We start from the raw sequence: 15,669 nt of genomic DNA, 5'->3' as shown, positions 1-15,669 counted from the left end.
GTCAGCCCACGAGGCCGCCGGGGCTTCCAGGAGCCCCGGCCTCCTTGTCCTGTACATAGCGCAGGACGCCCCACATGCTGTGCTCGTCGGCATGCGGGGCGTCGTCCGGGCATGCCTCCAGCTCCATGAGCAGTGCGTCGGTGTCGACGCCGGACCCGATGAGAACGAGCTGGCTGAGCCGCTCGTCGTCGGCCTTCCACGGTTCCGGGTAGAACCGCAGGAACCGCCCCACGGCGTGCACGGCGTACCGGTTGCGCGGATCGGCCGCGCCGAAGTCGACGTAACCCTTGATCCGGTAGAGGCCTTCCGGTCTGCTGTCGAGGAAGTCCAGGAGCCGCCGGGGGTGCAGTGGCACGTCGGAACGGAAGGAGACGCTGTCGTATCCGGTGTGCAGATGGGTGTGAGCGGGGTCGTCGTGCCCCTGCTCGTGCCGGTGGAGGTCGTCGAAGGACAACTGGCCGATCCGCTCCTCGGCAGGCCGGCGGTCGAAGAGGAACTCGGGATCGATGCGCCCGTGGTCGGCCGGTACGACGGCGGCCCGGTCGGCGAGCGACTGGACGAGCCGGAGGACCCGCTCGCTGTCCTCGACCCGGTCGGTCTTGTTGACGACTACCAGGTCGGCGAGGGCGAGATGACGGTCGAGTTCGGGATGCTTGGCCCGGGTGGCGTCGAACTCGACCGCGTCGACAACCTCGACCAGTCCGCCGTAGACGACGCGTGGCTGCTCGCTGGCGAGCAGCATGCGCACGAGTTCCTGGGGTTCGGCGAGCCCACTTGCCTCGATGACGATGACATCGATGCCGGCCGCGGGCTGGGCGAGACGGTCGAGGTAGAGGTCGAGTTCACTGGCGTCGACCGCGCAGCACAGGCATCCGTTGCCGAGGGAGACCGTGGAGTCCCCGAGTGCCCCGGCGACAGCCATCGCGTCGATCTCGATGTCCCCGAAGTCATTGACGACGGCGCCGATGCGGCTGCCCCCGCTGTGGTGGAGAAGGTGGTTGAGCAGGGTGGTCTTGCCCGATCCCAGAAATCCGGCTAGTACGACGACCGGGATCTGCCGCAGTCCCGACGACTGGCTCACTGTGCGCCCCTTCTCGACTGGCACCTGCGCCGGACAGCGTACCGGCGGCGTACGAGGACGGCCGTTGGGCCGGCTCGTGCCGGGCCTGGACGGCAGCGTGCGAGGAGTGAACGATTGTCAGCGGCGCTCGCGGGGCACACGTAAGCATGGCGCCGGGGAACGCGACCCGCGCATCCCTCTGTGCGCCTCCTCTCCGCCTCCCCGCCGATCAGAGCCGCTCGGCACCCTGGGAGACGGCAAGCGCGCCGCCCATCGCTCGCCGGTGTCCACCAGTCGACCCGCATCCGACGACCGGCGGACGGTCGCCTGATTCGGGGGTTGACATGGTCACACGGAAATGTGAGGTACGGGGGTTGGGCGCCGCCACCGCGGCGGGGCTCGCGTTCGCAGCCGGAATTCTGGTTGCCGTGGCCGCCCAGCAGCGCCGGTACCGGGAACTACGTCTCCGGATCGAACATGCGGAGCGGAACGACCGCCAGGAGGCGCGGCTTGCCGAACAACAGCGCCTGCAGTCATACCTGTTGGACAAGGCACTGAGCGATCCCGACCTGGCCGCAGTCATGAGCACGATAGACGAAGTGAACCCCACGCGGCGCCGGCAGTACCTCTTCGCCAATGCGATGTACACCAACGCCCTCCTCGCCTACCGCGTCGGCGTGGTCAATCTGGAGGAACTCCACGGCCATCTTCGCGTGATCTGTCAGAACGCGGTCTTTCGCGAGTACTGGAATGCCACACGACACCACCGCGCCAGCCTCAAGGCGGAGTCGGCGGAGGCCCGGGTAGGCCAGATGGTGGACACACTCATCCGCGATCTGGAGGAGGCGGACACCGAGGAATGGTGGGTCGTGGGTGAACCTCCGGCCGAGGAAGACCGGAACTGACACCCCCAACGCGGCCCGTTGGGCGGCCAGTTGGCCTAAGGCAGAACAATTGTGCCACTTGACATTGGGCTAACCTGTCCCCGCCCTCAACACCTGACACTCACGAATCGGGGTTCCATTGAAAATCGTGCGCCGCATCGGTGCGTCCCCTCGCGAACGGGGCAGTTTGTCCGGAGAGACGTGCCCGGACATCTTCGAGCTCAGCGACGGCAACTTCGCCGTCATCGGGACCGAGGCCACGGCTTGCCTCGAGAGCAAACTTCCCGCCGACGCTGCACGCGCGGACTACGAGCGCATCGTCATCGTCAGCCGCGAGACTCTCGTCAGGGCAAAAGCAGACATTCCCGACCAGTAGCGACAGCGCGGCGTCGGCCGCCCCGCCACCTCCTCCGTCGAGGTCCGCCCTCTTGGTCACCCCTTTGAGGATCACCTCCGGACGGCGAGCCGAACCCCACCACCCCGGTCATCGCTCGCACTGTACCCACGAGGTCCGACACCAGATCGGTGCCGGGCCTCGACGCATGCCTCAGGCCACCGTCGGCACCGTCACCGGCGGCACCGGCCCCACATACCGGGCCGCCGGTCGGATGATCTTCGGGTCTTCCGCCTGCTCCAGGATGTTGGCGCTCCAGCCGACCACCCGGGCCGTCGCGAAGGTCGGGGTGAACATCTCGCGCGGCAGGCCGCAGAGTTCCATCACCACACCCGCGTAGAACTCCACGTTCGTGTGGAGTTCGCGGCCAGGCTTCAGTTCGGCCAGAATCGCCTCCACGCGATGCTCGACCTCGATCGCGAAGTCGACCAGCGGGCCGCCGAACCGCTTCGCGATACCGCGGAGCATGCGCGAACGGGGGTCCTCCGTACGGTAGACGGGGTGGCCGAAGCCCATGATGCGTTCGCCCGCCAGGACCCGCTCGCGGATCCAGGAGTCGATGCGGTCGGGCGTGCCGATCGCATCGAGGGTGTCCAGGGCACGGCTCGGCGCACCTCCGTGCAGCGGGCCGGACAGAGCGCCGACGGCACCGGCCAGAGCCGCCGCCACATCCGCCCCCGTCGACGCGATCACCCTCGCGGTGAACGTTGACGCATTGAATCCATGGTCAATGGTTGAGATCAAGTACTGCTCGACCGCCCGCGCACGCGCCGGGTCCGGTTCCGAACCCGTCAACATGTACAGGTAGTTCGCGGCGTGGGGCAGATCCTCCCGCGGCTCGACGGGATCAAGGCCTCGGCCCAGCCGGTACAGCGCGGTCAGCAAGGTGGGGACGGCCGCGGTCGCCACGACCGTGTCCGAACGGCGCCGGTCCGCGTCGATGTCGTACACCGGCCGGAATCCCTTGGCGGCACCGAGCAGGGAAAGCGTCGTACGAAGGCCCGACAGCGGGCCGGACCGGCCACTCGCAGCGGCTATCGCGGGAAGCGCGGCCCGTACGTCGTCGGGCAGGTGGCGCAGAGCCGCCGTGCGCGCGGCGAACGCGGAGCGCTGCGCCGCGTCCGGCAGTCCGCCGTGGACCATCAGATACCACACGTCCTCGAAGCCGCGAGTCTGCGCGAGTTCGACGGCCGAGTACTGACGGTAGTGGTAGAAGCCCTCCAGCCCCCTGACGTCACCCAGTGCGGTCTCGGTGACGACGACGCCCGCGAGTCCCCGCGGCACGTCGACAGAGGTGGACGCGACCCTGTTGATCTGCATGTTCCCTCCTCGAACTTGATCCGACTGTCCATGCTTGATGACTCCTCTGTCAATATTGATTGGATCAATATGTTGCCCATGGGTACGGTGTCGGCCATGAGGGATCAAGAAGCGGCTCCCGGCCACGACGAGACCCGGCTCACCACCAAGGAGGTGGCCGAACTGCTCGGCGTGAAGCCCGAGACCGTCTACGCGTACGTCAGCCGCGGCCAGCTCAGCAGCCGACGCGAGCCCGGCGGCCGTGGCAGCACCTTCGACGCCGAGGAGGTGACGGCCCTCGCCCGGCGCAACAGACGTGAGCCGAGCGGCAGTTCGCCCACCGGCGGCGAACTCTCGGTCCGTACGGGCATCACCCTGATCGACGCCGACCGGTACTACTTCCGCGGCGTCGACGCGACCGAGCTGGCCGCGCGCCACTCCTACGAGGAGATCGCCGAGTGGCTGTGGACCGGACGGTTGCGGCTCGGGATCACTTTCACCGCCCCGGACGCCTCCGTCGCCATCGCTCGTCGCGCTGTGGACGCCCTGCCCGAGCACAGCGCCCCCACCGACCGGCTGCGGGTCGCGGCGATCGCGGCGGCCACCGCGGACCCGCTCCGCTTCGATCTGTCGCCGGACGCGGTCCTCGGTACCGCCCGCACCCTCATCCCCACCCTCGTCGCCGCTCTCCCGCCGCTGCGGCACGACCACCGCGACACGGGGCCGCTGGCCCAGCGCCTGTGGGGGCGGCTGACCGGACGCAGTCCCGATGAAGCGTCACTGCACGCGCTGGACACGGCACTCGGGCTGCTCATCGATCACGATCTGGCCGCCTCGACTCTCGCGGTCCGCGTCGCCGCGTCCGCCCGCGCGCACGCGTACGCCGCGGTCTCGGCCGGACTCGGTGTACTGGAAGGCCCCCTGCACGGGGCAGCCAGCGGCCTCGCGCACCGCATGCTGCTCGACGTCCTGGACCTGGGCACCGCGGCACCCGTGGTCGCCGACGAACTACGTGCCGGGCGCCGTGTCCCCGGTCTCGGACACCGGCTGTATCCCGGCGAGGACCCGCGTGCGCGTGCCCTCTTCGCACTGCTGGAGGAAGTACCGGCCGCGGCACCGGCCCTGGCGGCCGCCCGGGACATCGTGGCCACCACGGCCCGCCACACACCGCTGCACGCCAACGTCGACCTGGCCCTCGCCGTTCTCACGGTGTCCTCCGGCATGGCCGCCACAGCGGGCGAGACCGTCTTCGCCGTCGCACGCACGGCCGGCTGGATCGCCCACACCCTGGAGGAGTACGAGGAGCGCCCGCTGCGCATGCGCCCGCGCGGGCACTACGTGGGCGCGCTCCCGCCACAGCCGCTCCCCGAGTGAGCCGGGCGTGGCCTTCCCTCAGCCGCTGGATACTCGTGCTTCACCCGCCCCTGCCGCACGCCTGCGCCCTTGACGCGCCCCGTCCGGGAACTCGAAAATCAGTCACCGACGAAGCCAGGTTAGGCTCACCTCTGTGAGTATCTGCACGACCGCATCCCGGGACCTCGACGAGCCTCTCGCGGGGACCGCGGCGACCGCGAGGACATGGCTGCTTCTGGAACAGCCCGGTCCTTGGGGCGGCAAAGCACTCACATCGAGCCACCTGGATCCGGCGCTCGGCCGCGCTCTCGAGGCGGCCACGGAGGGCACCGGTGTACGGATCGCGCTCATCCGCCGCCCCGGCCGCCACGCCGACCGCGGTACACCCGCCGTGCGACGGGTGTACGCGGCACACACCGTCCCGGGGAACGTGTGGCTGCGCACCGCCACAACGACCGATCCGGAACGGCTGCTCGACCTGGACTTCGTAACACTCGGCCAGGGCGACCCGCACAGCTTCGACTCGACTCTCCAGGGACGGCCCCACACCGGAGACCCGCTCGCACTCGTCTGCACCAACGGCAAGCGGGACCGCTGCTGCGCCCTTCTCGGCCGCCCACTCGCGGCCGAACTGTCCGCCTCAGGAGTGGACGGCGTCTGGGAGGTCACCCATCTCGGCGGCCACCGTTTCTCGCCCACACTGCTCGTCCTGCCGTTCGGATACGCCTATGGGCGGGCCCAGGCCCCGCACGTCAAGGAGGTCCTTCAGGGGGTGCGTGAGGGAAGGATCGTGGTCCAGGGATGCCGCGGCGGCTCCGCCTGGGAGCGGCCCGCACAGGCCGCCGAACTCGCGGTGCGCACTGCCGCCCGCGAATACGCCGCGAACACGCTGACCATCGTGCGCACGAACGGCACCGCACCGCGCTGGGAGGTCTTCGTCTCCCACACCGACGGCCGTCTGTGGCGCGTCATAGTGGCGCGCGGCGCCTCGCTGCCGCCGCGCCCGGAGAGTTGCGGCTCGGCACTCGGTTCGCCGGCCCGGATGGACGTGGTGGCGGTACGGGAGTTGCGCCCCGAGGACCCTGGCTGCCTCGCGCCCGGCTGAGGCGACCGCAGAGGGGCAGGAAACGGGTTCGGCCCTGGCAACGGGTGCCACAGGCACCCTTGCAAACAGATCCCCTCACTCCCCCTGCGGCAGGCCGCGCGCGCCCCCGTACCGTGCACGCATGATCCCGTCTCCCCCTGCGCGACGTCTGCGCCTCGGTCTGCCACGGCGGATGTTCTCGCAGGTTCTGCTGATGCAGGTGGCGATCGCCGCGGGCGTCGCCGTGCTCGCCACCGGCCTGTTCCTGGCGCCGCTCAGCCATCTGCTGGACGACCAGGCGATGCGCCGGGCCCTCGCCATCGCGCAGAGCACGGCGGCCCAGCCGCAGATCGCCGAGGACCTGCGGTCGACGCGGCCGACGCCGGACGGGCCCTTGCAGGCAGAGGCGGAGCGCATCCGTAAGGCCAGCGGCGCCGAGTACGTCGTGGTGATGAACATGCGGCACGTGCGCTGGTCGCACCCGGACACCACGAAGATCGGCAGTATCGTCTCGACCGACCCGAGCGAGGCCCTGGAGGGCAAGGAGGTCATGGAGATCGACAGCGGCACCCTGGGCCGCTCGGCCCGGGGCAAGGTGCCGCTGCGGGACGAGCACGGCAGGATCATCGGCGCGGTCTCCGTGGGCATCAAGTACAACACCGTACGGACCCGGCTGATCCACGCGATCCCGGAGCTGTTCGCCTATGCGGGCGCGGCCCTGGCCATCGGCGCCCTGGCCGCGTATCTGATCTCCCGCCGGGTCCAGCGGCAGACCCGCGACCTCGCCTTCTCCGACATCGCGGCGCTGCTCGCCGAACGCGAGGCGATGCTGCACGGCATCAGGGAGGGGGTCGTCGCCCTGGATCGCGCGGGCCGGGTACGCCTCCTCAACGACGAGGCACAGCGCCTGCTGGGCATCGGGGACGAGGCCGTCGGCCGATCCCTCGACGAGGCGCTGGGCGCGGGCCGTACGACCGATGTGCTCGCCGGACGCGTCACGGGCACTGATCTGCTCACCGTGCGCGGTCAACGCGTCCTTGTCGCCAACCGCATGCCCACCGACGACGGAGGCGCCGTCGCCACCTTGCGTGACCGCACCGAACTGGAGCAGTTGGGCCGGGAACTGGACTCCACACGCGGCCTGATCGACGCGCTGCGCGCGCAGGACCACGAGCACGCCAACCGGATGCACACCCTCCTGGGGCTGCTCGAACTGGAGATGTTCGACGACGCCGTGGAGTTCATCGGCGAGGTGGTGGGCGACCACCGGACCACCGCGGAACACGTCACGGAGAAGATCCACGACCCGCTCCTCGCGGCCCTGTTGGTGGGCAAGGCCACGGTGGCCGCCGAGCGCGGGGTGGCCCTGTGGATCGTGGATCGCACGCTGTTGCCGGACCGGTTGATCGACCCCAGGGGCCTGGTCACGATCGTCGGGAACCTGGTCGACAACGCACTCGACGCCGTCGCGGGCACGCCGCACGCGCGCGTGGAGATCGAACTGCGCGTCGAGGGACGTGCGGCGGTCCTCAGGGTGCGCGACACAGGGCCCGGAATCCCCGCCGAGCGGCGTGAGTTGATCTTCACGGACGGCTGGTCGACCAAACGGCCTCCGGCCCACGGCAAGCGAGGAATCGGCCTCTCCCTGGTGCGCCGCCTCGCCGAACGCCATGGGGGCACCGCCCACGTGAGCGAGGCGCACGGCGGTGGCGCCGAGTTCGTCGTCGTACTGCCGGAGGCACTTGAGGAGCCCGGCACGGCTCGGCCGGTTCCGGCAGCCGGTCAGAACCTCGTTCCGGCCCCGGCCACACCGGCGCGCGAGGTGCGGGCCGCGGAAGAACCCCGTCTCGAGTAAGGCAGCAGCCGGGGGCCTGGCGAAGCCCAGGGAACGCCTCGTTGGCCGGCACGAGGGCAGGGCCGTCCGCAGGGATGGAGGGGGCGCAGCGGGCGGCGCGGGCCGCCCCGCGCATCGCTGCGTCCGGGCGGCCCGCGCCTGAGGGCAGGGCGGGTGGGCTCAGCCCTCGGCCTTCTTCACGAACTCCGTCGTGTAGGTCTTGTCGAGGTCGATGGCAGTGTCCTTGATGTTGGGGTTGAACGCCTTGAGTACCTTCTGGACCGTCTCGGGACCACCCTCCGGCATCACGCCGTCCTTGGTGAACATGGGCAGCGTGCTCTTGATGGCGTTCGCGTAGAGCGTCTTGTCGCCCTGGGAGTAGTCGGCCGGCATCTTGGCGGCGATCTCGTCCGCGGAGTGCGTGGACATCCACTTCAGGGTCTTCACGAACGCGTTGGCCAGCTTCTGGACCGTGTCCTTGTGGCTGTTGACCCAGTCCGTCTGCATGTACAGGCTCGACGACGGGTACGGGCCGCCGAACGCCTCCTGCGATCCCTCCGGCGTCCGCATGTCTACGAGCACCTTGCCGAGGTTCTTCTGGAGGATCGTGGCGACGGTCGGGTCAGTGGTCATCCCGGCGTCGATGGAGCCCTTCTGCAGGGCGGCGATGAAGGTGGAACCGGCGCCGACGGCGACCGGGCTGAACTCGCTGACGCTCACACCGTTCTGCACCGCGAGGTACTTGGTGAGGAAGTCGGTCGAGGAGCCGAGGCCGGTGATGCCGAGCTTCCTGCCCTTGAAGTCCTTGGGCGAGGTGATGTCCTTCGCGTGCTTGGCGGAGACGATCTCGACCTCACCGGGCGCGTGCGAGAACTGCACCACGGACTCGACGTGCTTGCCCTTGGTCTGCAGGTCGAGGGTGTGGTCGTAGAAGCCGACCGCCCCCTGGACCTGACCCGAGACGAGCGCGGTCTCGGCCTGCACGCCGGCCGGCTCGCTCAGCAGCTCCACGTCGAGGCCCTCGGCGTCGAAGTAGCCGAGCCGCTGGGTGAGCATGGCGGGCAGATAGATGACCTTGTCCAGGCCACCCACCATGATCTTGACCTTCTCGCCCTTGCCGTTGCCCTTGCTGCCGGAGCCGGAGGAGGCGGCGTCGTTGGCGCAGGCGGTGAGCGAGGTGACGGCGAGCAGGCCGGCCGCGGCGAGGGCGGCGAATCTGGCGGTCTTGCGCATGGCAGTTCACGTCCTTGTGAGGGGGCGGTGCGGAAAGAAGTACGGATGCCTCAAGGGGCGTTGGGCGGGGGCTTTCGAAACGGGCGGCTAGGCGGCGGCACGAGGCGCCCCGACAAGTCGCATGGGCCCGCGGGAAAAGGAGCGGTCAGGACCTGGAGTCCGACGGCTTCCAGCGGAAGATGCGGCGTTCGGCGAAGGTGAGCAGGCCCTCGGCCGCCAGCGCGACGACCGCGAGGATGACCATCGCGGCGTACACACCGGCCGCGTTGAAAGTGCCCTGGGACTGGGCGACGAGCAGGCCGATGCCCTGGGTGGCGCCGATGTACTCGCCGACGATGGCGCCGATGAGGGCGAAGCCGAAGCTGACGTGGAGGCTGGTGAAGATCCACGAGGTGGCCGACGGGATGACGACCTGAAGCGTCACGCGGCGATCGCTGGCGCCCAAAATGCGGGCGTTGGCGACGAGATTGCGGTCCACCTCACGGGCGCCCTGGAAGGCGTTGAAGAAGACGGGGAAGAAGACCAGGACGACGGCCGAGGCGATCTTGGATGCCGACCCGAGCCCGAACCAGATCACGAAGATCGGGGCGAGGACGATCCTGGGGATGGAGTTGAGCACCTTGATGTACGGGCCGAGAACGTCGGCGAGCAAGGCGATACGTCCCAGCGCGATACCGAAGACCACACCGGCCACGACCCCGAGGATCCAGCCGAACAGCGCCTCCTGGAGCGTGACCCAGATCTGCGCGCCGAGCGATCCCAGCGCGGTGCCGTGTGTGACCCAGGTGTAGATCTGGTCCCAGATCTTCGACGGCATCGAGAAGTTGAACGGGTCGATGGCATTGGTCCGCGACAGCGCCTCCCACAGTCCGAGCACACCGACCAGCAACAGGACGCGGGCGAGGGCGATCACGGCCTTGCGTCTGCGGGCGGCACGCGCGCGTGAGTGGGCGCGGTCGGGCTTGAGGAGGTCGGCGGGAGCCGGAGCGGAGACGGTCTCAGGCGACATTGGCGGCACCCCTCTCACGCGTGATGCGGACCTCTTCGCCCAGGGACTCCCAGATCTCCCGGTAGATCTCGATGAACCGCGGCTCCAGGCGCACCGACTCGACCTTGCGCGGGCGCGGCAGGTCGATGTCGAAGACCTGCTTCACGGTCGCGGGCCCGGCGGTCATCACAACCACCTTGTCGGCCAGCGCGATGGACTCCTCCAGGTCGTGGGTGACGAAGACGACCGAGGCGCCCGTGCCCGCCCACAGCTCCAGCAACTCGTCCGACATCAGGGCTCTGGTCTGTACGTCGAGTGCCGAGAACGGCTCGTCCATGAGCAGGATCTCGGGGTCGTTGACGAAGGTGGCGGCGAGGGCGACGCGCTTGCGCTGACCACCGGAGAGCTGGTGGGGGTAGCGGTCCTCGAAGGCCGCGAGCCCGACCCGGGCGAGCCACTCTCGTGCCTTCTGCTTGGCCTCCGCCTTCGGCACGCCACGGAAGCGCGGGCCTGCCATGACGTTGGACAGAACCGTACGCCAGGGGAACGTGGCGTCCTGCTGGAAGACGAAACCGACCTTGTCCCCGACTCCGTCAACGGGTTCACCGGCCACCAGGACCTCGCCCTCGGTGGGCTCCTCCAGACCACTGACCAGGGTCAGGGTCGTCGACTTGCCGCACCCGGTGGGTCCGACGACGGCGACGAACTCACCCCGCCCGACGGTCAGGTCCAGATCCCTGACAGCCGTGTGCAAACCGCCTGACGGGGTCCTGAAGATCTTGCTCGCGCCCCGCAACTCGATCGCGGGGCTGGTGTCTGTGCTCATGGCCCGGGACGGTAGATGTGGTGCGGTGCGCAGCAGCAGTCTTCTGGGCACAACCCCGACTTCTGCTCGCAGGAGTCTGTTGTGCTCTTTTTGCTCGCGCTACAACAACGAAGCCGAAACACGGGCTTAACGCTCGCTTGGCCTTGAGGGAGAGAGGCCCGATGATTGACGTCCTGATCGTGGACGACGACTTCCGTGTCGCCGAGATCAACGCCAAGTACGTGGAAAAGGTTCCGGGCTTCCGGGTCGCCGCCCGCGCGCACAACGCCGCCCAGGCGCTCGCCACGGTGGCGCGCACCCGGATCGACCTGGTCCTGCTCGACCACTACCTGCCTGACCAGACAGGTCTCGAGCTGGTCCACCGCATGCGTGAGCACGGTCATGGCACCGATGTCATCATGATCACAGCGGCGGGAGACGTGGCGACCGTGCAGGGCGCGATGCGCCTGGGCGCCCTGCACTACCTGGTCAAACCGTTCACGTTCACGGCTTTGCGCACGCGCCTCGACTCGTACGCCGCCCTGCGGCGCACCGTCGACCGCGTCGGCGGGCGCGGTGTGGCGGGCCAGGAACAGGTCGACCGGATCTTCGGCGCGCTGCGTACCGCGCCCGCCCACTCGTCGCCCAGGCTGCCCAGCGGCCACTCGGAGCCGACGACGGACCTCATCTGCGAGGTGCTGCACCGGGCCGACCACCCGCTGTCCGCGCACGAGGTGGCCGCCAGGACAGGCCTCAGTCGCTCCACCGCCCAGCGCTATCTGCGCCACCTGGAACAGGCGGGCCGGCTGCATCTCTCCCTGAAGTACGGCGACACAGGGCGACCCGAACACCGGTACGCGTGGGTGGCACCGTAGAGGGCCTGAGACGCCCCTGGGGCCTCGCACGGGCCATGGGCCGGTACGGCTGTGACGTACCGGCCCCTCCGGCTGCCCAGGGCGATGGTGTACGACGCCGGGGCCCCGGTGTCAGACCGCCCCGGCACCCGTCAGCGACCGCACTTCGGTCTCCGCGTGCTTGGCCTCGTCCGGCGGCTCCGCCGAGGTGACCGTGCCGAGCCAGCCCGCGAGGAAGCCCGACGGGACAGAGACAATGCCCGGGTTCTGCAGCGGGAAGTACTGGAAGTCGACTCCCGGGAACAGCGAATCGGGGCTCCCCGAGACCACCGGGGACAGCAGCACGAGCACGAGCGCGGGCACGAGGCCGCCGTAAACCGCCCACACGGCACCGCGGGTGGTGAAGCCGCGCCAGAAGAGCGAGTACATCAGCACGGGGAGGTTCGCGGACGCGGACACCGCGAAGGCGAGCCCCACCAGGAAGGCCGCGTTGAGGTCGCGGGCGAGCAGTCCGAGCGTCATCGCGACCACGCCGATACCTACGGCGGCGACCCGCGCCACGGCCACCTCGCTGCGCGGCTCGGCACGACGGCGCCGCAGTGACGGGTACAGATCGTGGGCCACCGCGGCCGAGGAGGCGAGGGTGATCCCGGCGACGACCGCGAGGATCGTGGCGAAGGCGACCGCGGCAACCATCGCGAACAGGACCGTCCCCCCGGTGGACTCCGCGCCGCCGCCCAGGTTCAGTGCGAGCAGCGGCACCGCCGTGTTCCCCGCAGTGTTCGACTCCCGTACGGCGTCCGGTCCGACGACGGCGGCCGCACCGAACCCCAGCACGATCGTCATCAGGTAGAAGCCTCCGATGACCGAGGATCCCGGAGCGGACCAGCAGGGTGACAGCGAGGCCGAGCAACAGGGCGGAGCTGTCCTGGTGCACGCCCAGCAACACTCCGACCGCGAAGAGGCCACCGCGCAGGGCGATACCGACGGTCCAGACGGCCACGCTGGCCTTGCTGCTCTTGCTCCACACGGCACCGTCCGCCTCGGCCCATATGTGGGTGGTCCAGGCCCAGCCGGCTCCGATGGCCAGGCCGATGAGCAGTTCGGCCCCTAGCAGCTGGGCGGACTCCGTGCGGTGGCGGTCGTCGAGGATGCCGGGCTCGCGCACCGCCAGGGCGGTCAGGATCACGGGCGCGAGCCACCAGCGCCGGTCGGCAGCGACCCTGTGTGCGCCGAGCTGCCGCACGATCACCAGCGCAGCCACGACTGTGATCACCAACGCGTCGGCGAGCCCAGACATCACAACCTCCGTCAGCTGAAAGGAGCGGTCGGCTGCGAGCGCTGCCGACACCTTCGACGCTACGGAAATCCGCAGGTCAGCGGATCGGAGCAGAGGTGGATCGCGGGTGGATCCCAGTAGCCGTCTCTCTACCCACGGGTGGAGAGACGGTTCGAAAGGCACGTGCGCACTCCGACGAAGAACCACTGAGCCAGGCGGTCCCTGGCCGGCACCGAGGTCCCGGCAACACATGCGGACGAACGCAGCTGACGCGATCCGGGCCCACCGGTGACACGTACGGCGGACACCAGTCGCGCGCCCACAGACGGACGCCGGTGCAGGCGTGCGTCCAGGGGCCCGGACAGGGCCCGCGGCCACAATCACGTCAGACGCCTCGGCCCCGTCCCTCACCCGGCGACAAGCGGGCAGGAATGACGGGGCCGAGGCCGAGTACAGCGGCTACGCGTCGATGCGCGACCGGTCCAACGTCGCCGCCGAACTGGAGATGAACTCCTTGCGCGGCGCCACATCGGTACCCATCAGCAAGTCGAATACCTGTTCGGCGGCTTCCAGGTCGGAGAGGTTGATCCGGCGCAGGGTGCGGTGGCGGGGATCCATCGTCGTCTCGGCCAGCTGATCGGCGTCCATCTCACCGAGGCCCTTGTACCGCTGGATGGAGTCCTTGTAGCGGACGCCCTTGCTCTGGAACTCCAAGAGCTTGTCGCGCAGCTCACGGTCCGAGTAGGTGTAGACGTACTTGTCCTGGCCCTTCTTCGGCTGGACGATCTCGATGCGATGCAGCGGCGGCACCGCGGCGAACACCCGGCCCGACTCCACCATGGGCCGCATGTAGCGGTGGAAGAGCGTCAGGAGCAGGGTACGGATGTGGGAGCCATCCACATCGGCGTCGGTCATCATGATGATCTTGCCGTAGCGGGCCGCGTCGATGTCGAAGGTCCGGCCGGATCCGGCCCCTATGACCTGGATGATCGCACCGCACTCGGCGTTCTTGAGCATGTCCGTGACGGACGACTTCTGGACGTTGAGGATCTTGCCGCGGATCGGCAGCAGCGCCTGGAACTCGGAGTTCCGGGCGAGCTTCGCCGTACCGAGCGCGGAGTCACCCTCGACGATGAACAGCTCGCTGCGCTCGACGTCGTCGCTGCGGCAGTCGGCGAGCTTGGCCGGCAGCGACGAGGACTCCAGAGCCGTCTTACGGCGCTGCGCGTCCTTGTGCTGACGCGCGGCGATGCGCGTGCGGGCGGCGGCTACGGCCTTCTCGAGGACGACACGGGCCTGCTGGGCGGCGTCCCGCTTGGTGGAGGTGAGGAACGCCTTGAGTTCCTTGGAGACCACGTTCGCGACGATACGACGAGCCGCGGAGGTGCCGAGGACCTCCTTGGTCTGGCCCTCGAACTGCGGCTCGGCCAGGCGCACCGTGACGACCACGGTGAGCCCCTCCATGGCGTCGTCCTTGACGATGTCGTCCTCGGCGACGCGCAGCAGCTTCTTGGTGCGCAGCACCTCGTTCATGGTCTTGGTGACCGCCTGCTCGAAGCCGGCGACGTGGGTACCGCCCTTGGGGGTGGCGATGATGTTGACGAAGGACCTGAGCGTCGTCTCGTAACCGGTCCCCCAGCGCAGCGCGACGTCGACGCCCAGCTCCCGGGTGACCTCGGTGGGCATCATCTGGCCGTGGTCGTCCAGGACGGGGACCGTCTCCTTGAACATGCCCTGCCCGGAGAAGCGCAGGACGTCGCACACCGGCTTGTCGCTCGCCAGGTACTCGCAGAACTCGCTGATGCCGCCGTCGAAGCGGAAGGACTCCTCGCCCTTGCTGCCGCCCTCGCCGAGCCCGTACTCGTCGCGGACGACGATGGTGAGGCCGGGCACCAGGAACGCGGTCTGGCGGGCGCGCTGGTGCAGCGTCTCCAGGGAGAGCTTGGCGTCCTTGAGGAAGATCTGACGGTCGGCCCAGTAACGCACGCGCGTGCCGGTGCGGGCCTTGGGGATCTTCTTGCCCTTGCGCAGGCCGCCCCTGGCCTCGAACTTGGCGTCCGGACCGTCACCGGAGAAGACACCGGGCACGCCACGCCGGAAGCTGATCGCGTGGGTGTGACCGTCACGGTCGACCTCGACGTCCAGGCGTGCCGAGAGGGCGTTCACCACGGACGCGCCGACGCCGTGCAGACCACCGGAGGCCGCGTAGGAGCCGCCACCGAACTTGCCGCCCGCGTGCAGCTTGGTCATCACGACCTCGACGCCGGAAAGACGGGTCTTGGGCTCCACGTCGACCGGGATGCCACGGCCGTTGTCCCGCACCTCCACCGACGCGTCGTCGTGCAGGACCACCTCGATGTGGTCGCAGTAGCCACCCAGGGCCTCGTCCACGGAGTTGTCGATGATCTCCCAGAGGCAGTGCATCAGACCACGGCTGTCCGTGGAGCCGATGTACATACCGGGGCGCTTGCGCACGGCCTCGAGGCCCTCGAGGACGAGCAGGTGCCGCGCGGTGTAGTTGGAACCGTCCCGGTCTGCTCCGGTCAGCAGCGCTGTGGACGGCACGGACGTCTCGGCGGTCACGCGGTTCGCTCCTCGCTGA

General features: G+C 69.3%; 12 protein-coding genes and 2 pseudogenes. 6 read left to right on the top strand and 8 right to left on the bottom strand.

Annotated features, from left to right (window positions below):
- Position 1 precedes the first annotated feature (1 nt).
- A complete protein-coding gene (locus tag ACWDEX_RS28910; protein ID WP_450467204.1) occupies positions 2 to 1,081 on the bottom strand; it encodes a CobW family GTP-binding protein in 1,080 nt (359 codons plus the stop codon).
- A 353-nt stretch (positions 1,082 to 1,434) separates the two neighbouring features.
- Between ACWDEX_RS28910 and ACWDEX_RS28905 the strand changes: the two genes are divergently transcribed.
- The gene (locus tag ACWDEX_RS28905; RefSeq protein ID WP_450467203.1) at positions 1,435 to 1,965 is read left to right on the top strand and encodes a DUF6082 family protein; all 531 of its coding nucleotides are present in this window, start codon (positions 1,435 to 1,437) and stop codon (positions 1,963 to 1,965) included.
- A gap of 118 nt (positions 1,966 to 2,083) precedes the next feature.
- The gene (locus ACWDEX_RS28900) at positions 2,084 to 2,320 is read left to right on the top strand and encodes a hypothetical protein (RefSeq protein ID WP_450467201.1); all 237 of its coding nucleotides are present in this window, start codon (positions 2,084 to 2,086) and stop codon (positions 2,318 to 2,320) included.
- A gap of 171 nt (positions 2,321 to 2,491) precedes the next feature.
- Here ACWDEX_RS28900 and ACWDEX_RS28895 read toward each other — a convergent pair whose 3' ends face one another.
- Positions 2,492 to 3,658: a citrate synthase gene (locus ACWDEX_RS28895; protein ID WP_450467200.1), complete on the bottom strand. Its 1,167-nt coding sequence runs from the start codon at positions 3,656 to 3,658 to the stop codon at positions 2,492 to 2,494.
- Between the two features lie 96 nt (positions 3,659 to 3,754).
- On the opposite strand from ACWDEX_RS28895, the gene ACWDEX_RS28890 reads away from it, so the two are divergent.
- From ACWDEX_RS28890 to ACWDEX_RS28880, 3 genes are all read left to right on the top strand, one after another.
- Positions 3,755 to 5,011, top strand: coding sequence for a citrate synthase (locus ACWDEX_RS28890; RefSeq protein ID WP_450467199.1), 1,257 nt, complete (start codon positions 3,755 to 3,757; stop codon positions 5,009 to 5,011).
- A gap of 133 nt (positions 5,012 to 5,144) precedes the next feature.
- The gene (locus tag ACWDEX_RS28885) at positions 5,145 to 6,095 is read left to right on the top strand and encodes a sucrase ferredoxin (RefSeq protein WP_450467198.1); all 951 of its coding nucleotides are present in this window, start codon (positions 5,145 to 5,147) and stop codon (positions 6,093 to 6,095) included.
- 121 nt (positions 6,096 to 6,216) lie between these two features.
- Positions 6,217 to 7,929 (top strand): ATP-binding protein, encoded by a 1,713-nt coding sequence (locus ACWDEX_RS28880; RefSeq protein ID WP_450467197.1) that lies wholly within the window; start codon positions 6,217 to 6,219, stop codon positions 7,927 to 7,929.
- Positions 7,930 to 8,088: 159 nt separating this feature from the next.
- Here the strand turns inward: ACWDEX_RS28880 and ACWDEX_RS28875 are convergent, their stop codons facing one another.
- The 3 genes from ACWDEX_RS28875 to ACWDEX_RS28865 form a co-directional block, all read right to left on the bottom strand.
- Positions 8,089 to 9,141, bottom strand: coding sequence for an ABC transporter substrate-binding protein (locus ACWDEX_RS28875; protein WP_450467196.1), 1,053 nt, complete (start codon positions 9,139 to 9,141; stop codon positions 8,089 to 8,091).
- A 145-nt stretch (positions 9,142 to 9,286) separates the two neighbouring features.
- On the bottom strand, positions 9,287 to 10,150 hold the full coding sequence (locus ACWDEX_RS28870; protein WP_450467195.1) for an ABC transporter permease: 864 nt from the start codon (positions 10,148 to 10,150) through the stop codon (positions 9,287 to 9,289).
- Complete coding sequence (locus ACWDEX_RS28865) at positions 10,140 to 10,955, bottom strand: ABC transporter ATP-binding protein (protein WP_450467194.1); 816 nt, start codon at positions 10,953 to 10,955, stop codon at positions 10,140 to 10,142. Before ACWDEX_RS28865 ends, ACWDEX_RS28870 begins: the two co-directional genes overlap by 11 nt.
- 161 nt (positions 10,956 to 11,116) lie before the next feature.
- On the opposite strand from ACWDEX_RS28865, the gene ACWDEX_RS28860 reads away from it, so the two are divergent.
- Positions 11,117 to 11,809 (top strand): response regulator, encoded by a 693-nt coding sequence (locus ACWDEX_RS28860; protein ID WP_450467193.1) that lies wholly within the window; start codon positions 11,117 to 11,119, stop codon positions 11,807 to 11,809.
- A 111-nt stretch (positions 11,810 to 11,920) separates the two neighbouring features.
- On the opposite strand, the pseudogene ACWDEX_RS28855 reads toward ACWDEX_RS28860, so the two are convergent.
- From ACWDEX_RS28855 to ACWDEX_RS28845, 3 genes and pseudogenes are all read right to left on the bottom strand, one after another.
- A pseudogene (locus tag ACWDEX_RS28855) lies at positions 11,921 to 12,655 on the bottom strand (solute symporter family protein); the annotation flags it as partial.
- Positions 12,648 to 13,088: pseudogene (locus ACWDEX_RS28850) on the bottom strand (DUF1453 domain-containing protein); the annotation flags it as partial. The pseudogenes ACWDEX_RS28850 and ACWDEX_RS28855, both read right to left, overlap by 8 nt.
- A 438-nt stretch (positions 13,089 to 13,526) precedes the next feature.
- On the bottom strand, positions 13,527 to 15,650 hold the full coding sequence (locus tag ACWDEX_RS28845) for a DNA gyrase/topoisomerase IV subunit B (protein WP_450467192.1): 2,124 nt from the start codon (positions 15,648 to 15,650) through the stop codon (positions 13,527 to 13,529).
- Positions 15,651 to 15,669: the final 19 nt, after the last annotated feature.

This window comes from Streptomyces sp. NPDC001020 (genome assembly GCF_053599115.1).
The sequence above is the reverse complement of the archived record's forward strand: the minus strand, read 5'-3'. Positions and strand labels throughout refer to the sequence as shown.

Coding starts and splice junctions, on each gene's coding strand:
- ACWDEX_RS28890 (WP_450467199.1), top strand. CDS start 3,755: ATGAGGGATCAAGAAGCGGCTCCCGGCCACGACGAGACCCGGCTCACC.
- ACWDEX_RS28865 (WP_450467194.1), bottom strand. CDS start 10,955: ATGAGCACAGACACCAGCCCCGCGATCGAGTTGCGGGGCGCGAGCAAG.
- ACWDEX_RS28860 (WP_450467193.1), top strand. CDS start 11,117: ATGATTGACGTCCTGATCGTGGACGACGACTTCCGTGTCGCCGAGATC.
- ACWDEX_RS28875 (WP_450467196.1), bottom strand. CDS start 9,141: ATGCGCAAGACCGCCAGATTCGCCGCCCTCGCCGCGGCCGGCCTGCTC.
- ACWDEX_RS28870 (WP_450467195.1), bottom strand. CDS start 10,150: ATGTCGCCTGAGACCGTCTCCGCTCCGGCTCCCGCCGACCTCCTCAAG.
- ACWDEX_RS28880 (WP_450467197.1), top strand. CDS start 6,217: ATGATCCCGTCTCCCCCTGCGCGACGTCTGCGCCTCGGTCTGCCACGG.
- ACWDEX_RS28895 (WP_450467200.1), bottom strand. CDS start 3,658: ATGCAGATCAACAGGGTCGCGTCCACCTCTGTCGACGTGCCGCGGGGA.